General features: G+C 71.1%; 11 protein-coding genes. 1 reads left to right on the plus strand and 10 read right to left on the minus strand.

Annotated elements, in window-relative coordinates:
- Positions 1 to 415 precede the first annotated feature (415 nt).
- Both ACLIYP_RS26890 and ACLIYP_RS26895 read right to left on the minus strand, forming a co-directional pair.
- Positions 416 to 922 (minus strand): hypothetical protein, encoded by a 507-nt coding sequence (locus tag ACLIYP_RS26890; RefSeq protein ID WP_412715694.1) that lies wholly within the window; start codon positions 920 to 922, stop codon positions 416 to 418.
- Positions 923 to 1014: 92 nt separating this feature from the next.
- Complete coding sequence (locus ACLIYP_RS26895) at positions 1015 to 2046, minus strand: helix-turn-helix transcriptional regulator (RefSeq protein WP_412715695.1); 1032 nt, start codon at positions 2044 to 2046, stop codon at positions 1015 to 1017.
- Positions 2047 to 2151: 105 nt separating this feature from the next.
- Here ACLIYP_RS26895 and ACLIYP_RS26900 point away from each other — a divergent pair, with 105 nt between their 5' ends.
- Complete coding sequence (locus tag ACLIYP_RS26900; RefSeq protein ID WP_412715696.1) at positions 2152 to 2589, plus strand: DUF3224 domain-containing protein; 438 nt, start codon at positions 2152 to 2154, stop codon at positions 2587 to 2589.
- A 40-nt stretch (positions 2590 to 2629) separates the two neighbouring features.
- Here the strand turns inward: ACLIYP_RS26900 and ACLIYP_RS26905 are convergent, their stop codons facing one another.
- From ACLIYP_RS26905 to ACLIYP_RS26940, 8 genes are all read right to left on the minus strand, one after another.
- Complete coding sequence (locus ACLIYP_RS26905; protein ID WP_412715703.1) at positions 2630 to 3301, minus strand: uracil-DNA glycosylase; 672 nt, start codon at positions 3299 to 3301, stop codon at positions 2630 to 2632.
- Positions 3302 to 3436: 135 nt separating this feature from the next.
- Complete coding sequence (locus ACLIYP_RS26910; RefSeq protein ID WP_412715697.1) at positions 3437 to 5017, minus strand: ABC transporter substrate-binding protein; 1581 nt, start codon at positions 5015 to 5017, stop codon at positions 3437 to 3439.
- A 378-nt stretch (positions 5018 to 5395) separates the two neighbouring features.
- Positions 5396 to 6151: an SDR family oxidoreductase gene (locus tag ACLIYP_RS26915; protein WP_093658449.1), complete on the minus strand. Its 756-nt coding sequence runs from the start codon at positions 6149 to 6151 to the stop codon at positions 5396 to 5398.
- Positions 6152 to 6198: 47 nt separating this feature from the next.
- Positions 6199 to 6960: a 3-oxoacyl-ACP reductase FabG gene (gene fabG, locus ACLIYP_RS26920; protein WP_412715698.1), complete on the minus strand. Its 762-nt coding sequence runs from the start codon at positions 6958 to 6960 to the stop codon at positions 6199 to 6201.
- Positions 6961 to 7148: 188 nt separating this feature from the next.
- Positions 7149 to 7544: a DUF3037 domain-containing protein gene (locus ACLIYP_RS26925; RefSeq protein WP_412715699.1), complete on the minus strand. Its 396-nt coding sequence runs from the start codon at positions 7542 to 7544 to the stop codon at positions 7149 to 7151.
- Entirely contained in the window at positions 7541 to 8386 is an 846-nt protein-coding gene (locus ACLIYP_RS26930; protein WP_412715700.1) for a HipA family kinase, read from the minus strand. The genes ACLIYP_RS26925 and ACLIYP_RS26930 overlap by 4 nt, the downstream gene beginning before the upstream one ends.
- 115 nt (positions 8387 to 8501) lie before the next feature.
- Positions 8502 to 9050 (minus strand): tyrosine-type recombinase/integrase, encoded by a 549-nt coding sequence (locus tag ACLIYP_RS26935; RefSeq protein ID WP_412715701.1) that lies wholly within the window; start codon positions 9048 to 9050, stop codon positions 8502 to 8504.
- 762 nt (positions 9051 to 9812) lie between these two features.
- Positions 9813 to 10121 (minus strand): helix-turn-helix domain-containing protein, encoded by a 309-nt coding sequence (locus ACLIYP_RS26940; RefSeq protein ID WP_412715702.1) that lies wholly within the window; start codon positions 10119 to 10121, stop codon positions 9813 to 9815.
- Between the last annotated feature and the right edge of the window lie 550 nt (positions 10122 to 10671).

Raw genomic sequence — 10671 nt, forward strand, 5'->3', positions numbered from 1 at the left:
CACCCGCCGCGGCAGCCCGCACGGTGACTCATGCCTGTCCATCCCATCGGAGCCGCCCATGAGCGATCGACTCGATGACGGCGCTGAGCCCCTGCACGCCCTGGACGACGAGGCGAAAGCTCCACGCCGGCGCCTTCCGGTCTCCCTGCTTCCCGGCCGCTTGCCCGACCTGTCCTTCGTCGGCGCCCTCTCCTCTGCCGTCCTCTCCGCCGGCTCCCGCCTCCCCGCCCGCCACGCGCCCGGCTCCCCGCCCGCCGCGGCGCGAACGCCTCCCCTCCGGGCCCGCCCGCCCGGAGCGCACCCCCGGTAGCTCCCCCGGCGCCTCCCCGTGGCCCGGCGCTGATGTGTGCGGGCTCGGGGAGATGTACGGCGGCTGGGCCTCGGACAGCGAACCGGCGCGGACCTGCCGGCGGGTCTACGGCCACTGACACGGCGGCTCGCCGGTGGCCGCCAGCCGGCGCGTCAGCCTCTCGATGGCGGCCCTGACGCCCGTGCCGTACGCGTCGTCGGGCAGCTCTCCCGCAGCCCCGCGGGCCCGGGCCAGCTCGCGCCGGGCGGCGGCGTGGTCGCCGAGCCCGGCGTGGCCGGCGGCCAGGCTCAGATGGAGCGCGGGGAGCAGGGCCCGTACGGCCGCCCGGTCCCCGGCCGGGGCCTTCGCGGCGGCCAGCGCGCGCCGGTCCCACTCGAGTCCGGCCACGGGGTCGTCCTGGGTGCCGGCCAGGTAGTGGGCGATGGCGCAGCGGTGGAAGGGGTCGCCGTCCTCGCCCGTCTCCTCCCACAGGTCCGCCAGCCGGTTGCGCGCCTCCTCACGGTCCCCGCCCCGGTGCAGGATGACCGCCTGGCCGATCCTGGTCGGCAGCGGCTCGCCCGCCGCGCTCCCCTCCTCCCCCGCCGCTCCCGTCTCCTGCCGATGCTCCGCCACGGGCTCTCCTGTGTGGTGGTGTCGGTGCCGGCGGCGCGGACGTACTTCCCGCGCCGTCCTCCGACGCTAGCCGCCGGTGGCGGCCGCGGCGCTCAGGCGCTCTCACCCGTGCCCCGTCCGTACCTGCGTGCCAGCGCCTCCACCTCCCGGGAGAAGGCCGCGCGCAGTCCGGCCGGGCCGAGCACCTCGGCCTCCGTCCCGAGCCTGAGCAGGTCGCCCACCGCCACGGGTGTGCTCTCCACGGGGAGGAGCACCCTCACCCAGCCGTCCCCGTCCGGCCCGTCCGTCTCCCGGGCCTCCCGGACCGCCCGCGCGCCCACCGCGCCGAAGAGCATGGGCAGCAGCCGCATGCCGCGCGGGGAGAGCCGCAGCAGCGCCTCGTCCCGCAGGCGGCCGGTCTCCAGGCGGCCGGCGACCTCGGCCCAGTGCGCCGCGAGGTCGAAGCCGGCCGGCCGCTCGAAGCGCTCGCCCGGCGTCTCGAGGGCGAGGATGCGCGAGACCCGGTAGGTGCGCAGGTCCTCCCGGGGCCGGGGTCCGCCGCCCTCGCCCTCCGGGCCGTGGGCGGACCGGGCGACGAGGTACCAGATGCCGCCCTTGAGGACGAGCCCGAGCGGGTGCAGCTCGCGGCGCACCTCGCCCTTCCAGCGGCGGTAGTGGACGCGCAGCGTCCGCTGTTCCCAGACGGCCTCGGCCACGCGGGCCAGGTGCGGTACGGGGTCGGCGTCCCGGAACCAGGCCGGGGCGTCGAGGTGGAAGCGCTCGGAGACGCGCCGGGTGCGCTCGGCGAGCTGCGCGGGGAGCGCGGCGCGCAGCTTGAGCTGCGCGGTCGCCAGTTCGGCGCCCAACCCCAGCTCGGCCGCGGCCCCCGGCATCCCGGCCAGCCACAGGGAGTCGGCCTCCTCGCCGGTGAGGCCGGTCAGCCGGGTGCGGTAGCCCTCCATCAGGCGGTAGCCGCCCTCCGGCCCCCGTTCGGCGGTCAGCGGCACGCCGGAGGCGATGAGCGCCTCGGCGTCGCGGTAGACGGTGCGTACGGAGACCTCCAGCTCGGCGGCGAGTTCCGGTGCGGTCATCCGGCCCCGGTTCTGGAGCAGCAGGAGCATCTGCAGAAGGCGGTCGGCGCGCATGCCGACAGTCTGCCGCCCGTACCTGACAGGAGATGTCAGGTACGGGCGGGACAGTGATGGCGGCCGGCGCGGGAAGGGCCCGCGCCACCGCATGTGAGGAGCCCCATGACCACGCACACCACCGGCAGCTTCACCTTCGCCGACTGGCAGGAGAAGGTCATCGCCGAGGCCGGCGGCACCGGCGGCGGCGACGGCGGCGGCCCGAAGCTGGCCTCCGCCGTCGTCACCAACCACTTCGCCGGCGGCATCGCGGCCACCGGGACCTCGTGCGCGTACACCATCGCCTACACCGCGGGAGGGTCCGCCTCCGCCGGCAGCTTCACCGGCCACGAGCTGGTCTCCGGCACCCTCGACGGACGCGCGGGTTCCTTCGTGCTCGCCGAGCGCGGCACCTTCGACGAGAAGGGCACCGTGCACTGCGTCTTCGAGGTGGTGCCCGGGTCGGCCACCGGCGGGCTGGCCGGGCTGCGGGGGACGGGCGGCTTCACCGCCGTGCACGGCGAGCCGTCCGTCGCCTACACCTTCGACTACGAGCTGGACTGAGCAGGCCCGGGCACACCGCCCGGGCCGTCCGGGAGACGGCTCAGGAGCCGAGGTTGGGGATGCACCAGTCGATCGGCGTGTGCCCCTGCGCCGCGATCGCCTCGTCGATCCGGCTGAAGGGGCGTGATCCGAAGAACTTCTTCGCCGACAGCGGCGAGGGGTGCGCACCCTGGACCACCGTGTGCCGCTCGGTGTCGATCAGCGGCAGCTTCTTCTTCGCGTAGTTGCCCCACAGCACGAAGACGGCCGGGTCGGGGCGGGCGCCCACGGCGTGGATCACCGCGTCCGTGAACTTCTCCCAGCCCTTGCCCTTGTGGGAGTTGGCCTCCCCGGCCCGGACCGTCAGCACCGCGTTGAGCAGGAGTACGCCCTGCTTCGCCCACGGCATCAGATAGCCGTTGTCCGGGACGGGGCAGCCCAGGTCCGCCTGCAGCTCCTTGTAGATGTTGCGCAGGGACGGCGGGATCCGCACCCCGGGCCGCACCGAGAAAGCCAGCCCGTGTCCCTGCCCCTCGCCGTGGTACGGGTCCTGCCCGAGGACGAGCACCTTGACCTGCTCGTACGGGGTGGCGTCCAGCGCCGCGAAGACCTCCTCGCGGGGCGGGTAGACCGGCCCGCGCGCCCGCTCCTCCTCGACGAACTCGGTGAGCTCCTTGAAGTAGGGCTTCTCCAGCTCGTCGCCGAGGACCTTCTGCCAGGACTCGGGCAGCATGGCGTTCACGTGAGACAGACCTCCGGTGTCGGTTCCGCGCGCCTCACCCGGGCGCGTACCCCAGAACGTACCGGTGACCGCTGACAGGCGCGCCGCGCGGGCGGGCGGTCACCGGAGACCGCCCGCCCTCCCGGGTCACCAGCTCTTCTTGCGGTCGAGCTCCCACATGCGCATGATCGTCGAGGAGTCGATGCTCCACTCCACACCGGCGATGTCCTCGTGCGCGGCGATGTAGAGCTTGCCCTGCCACAGGGGCAGCAGCCGGACGTCCTCGGCCAGGATCTTCTGCGCCTGCGTGAAGGCGGTGCTGGCCGCTCCCCGGTCGCTCTCCTTGCGGGACTTGGGCAGCAGCGTGCCGGTCAGGAGCTTGTGCTCGTACGGCGTGCCCAGGGCGTTCTCCTTGCCGACGAACGGCGAGATGTAGTTGTCCGCGTCCGGGAAGTCGGGGAACCAGCCGCGGCCGAACACCGGGTACTCGCCCTCGGTGACGCTCTTCTGGAACTCGCGCCACTCACGGCCCTCCAGGGTGACCTCGAACAGCCCGGACGCCTCCAGCTGCCGCTTGATCTCGGCGAACTCCTCGGCGGTCGTCGCGCCGTAGCGGTCGGTGGTGTACCAGAGGGTCAGCTTCACCTTCCCCTCGATCCCGGCCCGGCCGAGCGTGGTGCGGGCCTTCTCCACGTCGGGCTCGCCGTACTCCTCGTAGAAGGCGCTGGTGTGGCCGGTGATGCCGCCGGGGACCATGGAGTACAGCGGGGCGGCGGTGCGCTTGTAGACGTTGCGGACCAGGGCCTTGCGGTCGATGACCTGGGCGACCGCCCTGCGGACGGCGGGTTCGGCGACCGACTCGTGGTGCGGGTTGAACACCAGGTAGCGGATCTCGGTGCCGTAGACCTCGTTGAGCTTGATGTCCGGGTGGTCGCTGCGGTTCTTCCCGAAGTCGTCGATCTGCTCCGGGGTCAGGCCGCGGTAGGTGAGGTCGACCTCGCCGCTCTTGAGTTCCTCGACCATCTTGGCCGAGTCCTTGAAGTAGCGGACGGTCACGGCGTTGTTCTTGATCTCCGCGGAGCCCCTGTACTTCTGGTTCCTGACCAGCTCGGCCCGCTCGTCCTCCTTGTAGCCGTCGAGCAGGTACGGTCCGGAGCCGCTGATCTTGTCCGACTCCAGCAGCCGGTCGGCCGGGTAGGCGGCGGGGTCGACGATGGACGCGGCGGGGGTGGCGAGGACCAGCGGGAAGGTCGCGTCCGGCCGCTTGAGGTGGAATATGATCGTCCGCTCGCCGGACGTCTCGATGCGGTCGATGCTCTGCAGCAGCTGGGCGGGACCGGTGGGCGCCTTGATCTCCAGGGTGCGCTCGATGGAGTACTTGACCGCCTCCGCGTCCAGCGCGTTGCCGTTGGAGAACGTCAGGTCCTTCTTCAGGACGCACCGGTAGACGCTGCTGACGGTGTCGGTGAAACCGCAGCGCTGGGCGGCGTCGGGCTCCGGGGTGCCGCTGGAGCTCGGGAAGTGCAGCAGGGTCTGGTAGATGTTCCGGTACAGCTCCCACGAACCGTCCCAGGCGCCGGCCGGGTCGAGGACGCTCGGCGTGCTCGTGGTGCCGACCACGATCGCCTCCTCGCTCTCGCCGTCACCGAGCAGCGAGCCGCATCCGGCGAGCAGGGTCGCTGTCACCAGCACGACTGCGCCCTTCAGAGGCTTGTTCTGGCTGAACACTTGCACGCTCCTCGGTCGGCTATGCCACTTATGCCACTAGATGCCACTTGTGCCTGGGTTGCTGTGGGGGGATCCATCGGCTGACGGGACGGAGCGCGCGCCACGGTGCGGAGCGCGTGCCACCACACGTACGGCAGGGTCTCAACGGGCCTGTCGTGCCGAGGACGTGGCAGACCTTACCGCAGCATATGACGGGGCTGACAGGCTTCTGGACCGGGCAAGATCAGGACTTCGTCCGGCGGCGGACCCGGGCGGTCGCGCAGAGTGCGGGAGCCGTGCCAGGGCGCGGACCGGCGCCGTGCCGCCCCGGCGGGGCGGCACGGCGCCGAAGAGGTGCGGGCCGGTACGCGCGCCGTCGCGGCGCGCGGGGCCCGGGGGTCACTCGACCCCGGCGTTGAGGAAGATCCCGCCGTCGACCACGAGGGTCTGGCCGGTGATCCAGCCGGAGTCGTCGGAGGTGAGGAAGGCGGCCGCTCCGCCGATGTCCTCGGGGGTGCCCAGCCGCCCCATCGGGTAGCGCCTGGCCACCTCCTCCTCGCGCCCCTCGTAGAGCGCGGCGGCGAACTTCGTCTTCACCACGGCCGGGGCGATGGCGTTGACCCGCACGCCCGGCGACAGCTCGTGGGCGAGCTGGAGGGTGAGGTTGACCATCGCGGCCTTGCTGATGCCGTAGGCGCCGATGAAGGGCGAGGCGGACAGCCCGGCGACGGAGGCGATGTTGACGATGGTGCCGCCGTGCTCCTTCTGCCAGGCCGCCCAGGTGCGCTGGGCGAACCCGAGCGCGGAGAGGACGTTGGTGTCGAAGACCTTGCGGGCGACGTTCAGGTCCAGTTCCGCGATGGGCCCGAAGACCGGGTTGGTGCCCGCGTTGTTGACCAGGTGGTCGACGCGGCCGAACGCCTCCATGGTGCGTTCGACGGCCTCCGCCTGATGGGCCTCGTCGTGGGCCTTCCCGGCGACGCCGATGGCCCGGTCCGCGCCGAGCCGCCTCACCGCCTCCGCGAGGGCGTCCTCGTTGCGGCCGGTGATGCACACCCGGTCACCGCGGGCCACGAGCGCCTCGGCGATGCCGTAGCCGATGCCGCGGCTCGCTCCGGTGATCAGGGCGACCCTGCCGCTGTCCTGCACTGCCATGAGCTGTTCTTCCGTTCCGTCGTTTGCGGTGCGGCCGTCGGCGGCCGTCAGTCGAGCGGGCCGCCGGCCACGTACAGCACCTGGCCGGAGACGAAACCGGCCTCCTCGCCGGTGAAGAAGGCGATGGCGTTGGCGATGTCCTCGGGCCTGCCCACGCGCTGGACGGGGATCTGGGAGGCGGCGGCCTTCTGGAAGTCCTCGAAGCCCATGCCGACGCGGGCGGCGGTGGCGGCGGTCATGTCGGTGACGATGAAGCCGGGGGCCACGGCGTTGGCGGTGATGCCGAACTTGCCCAGCTCCTTGGCGAGGGTCTTGGTGAAGCCCTGCAGACCGGCCTTGGCGGCGGCGTAGTTGGCCTGGCCCCGGTTGCCGAGGGCGGAGCTGGAGGAGAGGTTGACGATCCGGCCGAACCCGGCGTCGACCATGTGCTTCTGGCAGGCCCGGGACATCAGGAAGGCGCCGCGCAGGTGCACGTTCATGACGGTGTCCCAGTCGGAGTCGCTCATCTTGAACAGCAGGTTGTCGCGGAGTACTCCGGCGTTGTTGACCAGGACGGTCGGCGCTCCCAGCTCCTCGGCGACCCGCGCGACGGCGGCCTCCACCCGCTCGGTGTCCGACACGTCGCAGCCGACCGCCAGGGCCCTGCCGCCCGCCGCGGTGATCTTCTCCACGACGTCCGCGCAGGCGGACTCGTCCAGGTCGAGCACGGCGACGGCCCGGCCCTCGGCGGCGAGCCGGACGGCGGTGGCGGCGCCGATCCCACGGGCTCCGCCCGTGACGATCGCGACACGCTGCTCGGTGGTGGGCATGCTGGTTCTCCTCGCACTCGAATGGGTGAGCAACCGCTTAGTACCTTCGGCAGACGTGACGCTAGAAGCACGGACACGCTGTGTCAACGGCCACAGAGGCGGTGAGGCCCAGCCCACGTCCGGGCCTGTGCGCCTCCCGGTACGCCGGGGCCGCCGGGGGCGTCCGGTGCGCACGGTGCGCCCCCCCTTCAGCGCACCAGCACCTCCAGCAGCCGCTCGGTCTCCGCCTCGGGATCGGCGGTCAGCCCGGTGTGCACCGGCCCCGGCTGGAGGACGGTGGAGCGGGGGGCGACCAGCCACCGGAAACGCCGCCCGGCGTCGTCGGCCGCGGCCTGCCCGGCCTCCGCCCCGCCGCGGCACAGGCACTCCACCGCGTGCAGGGCCGCCCGCACCCCCTCGACATCGGCGTGCGGGTCGAGCGCCCGCAGCCGTCCGACGTCCAGATGGGTGCGGGCCGCGACGAAGGACCGGGCGCGGCAGTAGACGACGACCCCGGCGTTGATCATCTCGCCGCGCTCCACCCGCGGGACGAGACGCAGCACGGCGTACTCGAAGACGTCACGCCCGCCGAACTGCCCGCTCACCGTGCGCCTCCGCCCTTCTTCAGCCCGCTGACGGCGTCCGCCCAGTCCTTCAGCCAGCCGGGCGCCCTGGAGGGCCCGTCCTGGCTCGGGACTCCGACGGTGATCCGCTCGTGGACCGTACCGGCCCGGGCGGCCAGTACCTCGGTGTAGGCGCGGCGCAGCGCCTCCGGTGTGTCGAAGCCGGGCTCGCCGGCCAGCCACTCGTCGGGGATGTCGGCCGCGCACTCGGCCAGCAGCTCCCCGGTCACCCGCGGCGCCAGTTCGGCGGCGGCCGAGGCGATGTCCGGCCCCATGGGCGCCAGGGCGTGGTCGGAGGCGTCGTACGGCTTGTCGGCCGCCTTGGCCGCGGTGGCCCAGTTGTGGTGCCAGATCAGGCTGGCACCGTGGTCGATGAGCCACAGGTCGCCGTGCCAGACCAGCATGTTGGGGTTGCGCCAGGAGCGGTCGACGTTGCCCGTCAGGGCGTCGAACCACACCACGCGCCCGGCCTCCTGTGCGCTCACCCGGTAGGCGAGCGGGTCGAAGCCCATCGAGCCGGGCAGGAAGTCCATTCCCAGGTTCAGCCCGCCACTGGCCTTGAGCAGCTCCTGCACCTCCTGGTCGGGCTCGCCCAGGCCGATCACCGGATCCAGCCGGACGCGCACCAGGTCGGGTACGCGCAGGCCGAGCCGCTGGGCGAGCCGCCCGCACAGCACTTCGGCCACCAGGGTCTTGCGGCCCTGTCCCGCTCCGGTGAACTTCACGACATAGGTGCCCAGGTCGTCGGCCTCGACGATGCCGGGCAGCGATCCGCCCTCGCGCAGGGGCGTCACATAGCGCGTGGCGGTGACTTCGGGAAGCATTTTCACAGGCTATCCGACATGCTGACCTTGCAATCCACGGTCGGCCCCAGAAGCCCCCGGCCGGCGATCCCGCCGGAACCACTCCTGAGCCGCCCTGGGGAGAATCCGGGGAGTTTCAGCCGCCGCCCGGCCTCCCCCGCCTGCCCCGCCTGCCCCGCCTCCCCAGCAGACCGTCCATGACGGTGCGCCCCCTGCTCCCGGCCTCCGGCATGAAGTGAGCGTAGTAACCGAGCGTGACGGCCGGCGAGGAGTGCCCGAGCCACCGCGCCAGGGTCACCACGGACTCCCCCGCCTCCAACATGACCGAGGCGTAGGTGTGCCGCAGCACATGGAAGCCGTCCCTCGGCGCCGCCTCCCACTGCCACTGCTTCGCGCCCTCGGCACGCGGCGGGATGACGCCGGCCTTGGCCAGCGCGGGCTTCCACGTGTAGGTGTTCCATGTGTTCACGGCCACGGCGTTGCCGAACCGTGTGGTGAGCAGGAGGGGGAACTTCCTTCGCGGTCTGTCCTCCCCCGGCCTTCCCCAGGGAAGCTCCACCTCCACCGGCGGAAACGCCTCGATGTGGCGCTTCAACTCCTCGGCGACCGAACCGGGCATGTCCACGGTGCGGGTCTTCGCTCCCTTGGGCAGGGCGAAGAACAGCCTGCCGTTGACCGTCTGCACCTGGCGGCGGATGTGGAGGGCACCTCGCGCGTAGTCGACGTCCTCGGACTCAGTCCGAACACTTCGCCCTGACGGAGCCCGCATCCCAGCCCGAGCACCACGGCTATGCGGTGCCGGGGGCTGATCACGTCACGAACCCGGAGTGCGGTCTCCAGCGACCATGCCTCTCGCCGCTCCCGGGACGCCTTGGGCCAGCGTACGGATTTGGCGTGCGTGGGGTTCCTGGCGAGCCGTCTGTCGTCGACGGCCGCTTCCAGAATGCCGGACAACTCGGACAGGATCCCGCGCCGGTAGTCGACCGAGGAGACGGATTCCTCCAGCTTCGCCGCATACGCGCGCAGCGTCGTCGCCGTGATGTTCCGGAGCGGAAGCCCCCCAGGTGCGGAATGATGTGAAGCCGCGCTTTACGTTCCTGGTCCTGCTGGGTCTTGGGAGCTCCCCTCCTGCCCGGCGCCCAGTACAGTTCGATGTAGTCGGCCAGCGTGATGGACCCGTCACGCGGGTCCACGAACTCCCCGCGTTCCTCATCCGTGGCAGACCGGCGAAGCCACGCCTTGGCGTCCTCCAGAGTGTCGAAAGACCGATCACGAACCCCGGGGACACCAGCGACCTTGTATCTCCTCCCCTTACCGTAGCGAGGAGTTCGCACCCTCTTCCCGGTTACCGGATCTCTCTTCTTCTTGATCCAGCGGTCCTCTATGTAGCCGGCCAGGTGATACTCCTTATCGGCGAAAGAAACGGTGTTCCACAGCGTCTGGCCCGTCAGTCTCCGAAAGTGCGGCCGGACCGGTGCTGTGGAGCCAATGCCAGAGGGTCCAGGGCCGGGTTGGACCGGGAGTCGGCCTCCTCCTGTTCCCGAATCCAGGTCTCGAGAGCGTCCCGCCGATACACCACTCGACCGCGACGCCCCATGCGGAAACTCGGTGGTCCCTGCCGTCGATGCCGCCAGACATACAGCGTGTGCGGCGAGAGGCCGAGATACTCGGCAGCGTCCTTGACGGTCAGGAAGGCCGCGTGAACGGCACCAACGTCAGAGGATGCCGAGGGGGCAGGAAACGACTTTTCGGGCATGAATGGACTTCCGTGGGAGGCGAGGGGCGTCGAGCGCGAGCGCCGTCAATGATCGCCGTCATCGCCGGTTTGGATAACCGGCGATGACGGCCTATGTTTCGCCTTCTCCATACAGTCGACACGCACGCGAGCATCACCCATCAGCCTCCATCGAGAAACGAGCAAAGGGGAAGAATTTGAGCAGGAAGAGACGTGCGTGTTGACGCAAGGAAATCCTCATCGTCTCACCCGGTCGATCGTCCGTTGGCCGTTCGCTTCCAAGGTTTTGTACCTTGACATAGCCGCAAAGAGGATTCCAGTCTTTCCGAGCCACTCTCCGTCTGCCGTGAGCGAATTAAGCGCCAGGAATCAGCCTTCGGACTTCTCTCACCCCTGCTTCACGCGGGGGAAACGACAACCAGGTTTTCTCGGTAAACCGGTGAGTGAGGTTTTCTCAACGCCTTTCGTGCCATGCATTGTTGAGGACGAGGGCGGCCTGGGCGATGGCTCCGATCCGGCTGGGGCTGACCGTCACATGCTGCAGCGTGCGCCAGCGCTGTTTGAGCTCGGC

Origin of the sequence: Streptomyces nanhaiensis (genome assembly GCF_046614825.1) — a bacterium.
Lineage (GTDB): Bacteria > Actinomycetota > Actinomycetes > Streptomycetales > Streptomycetaceae > Streptomyces > Streptomyces radiopugnans.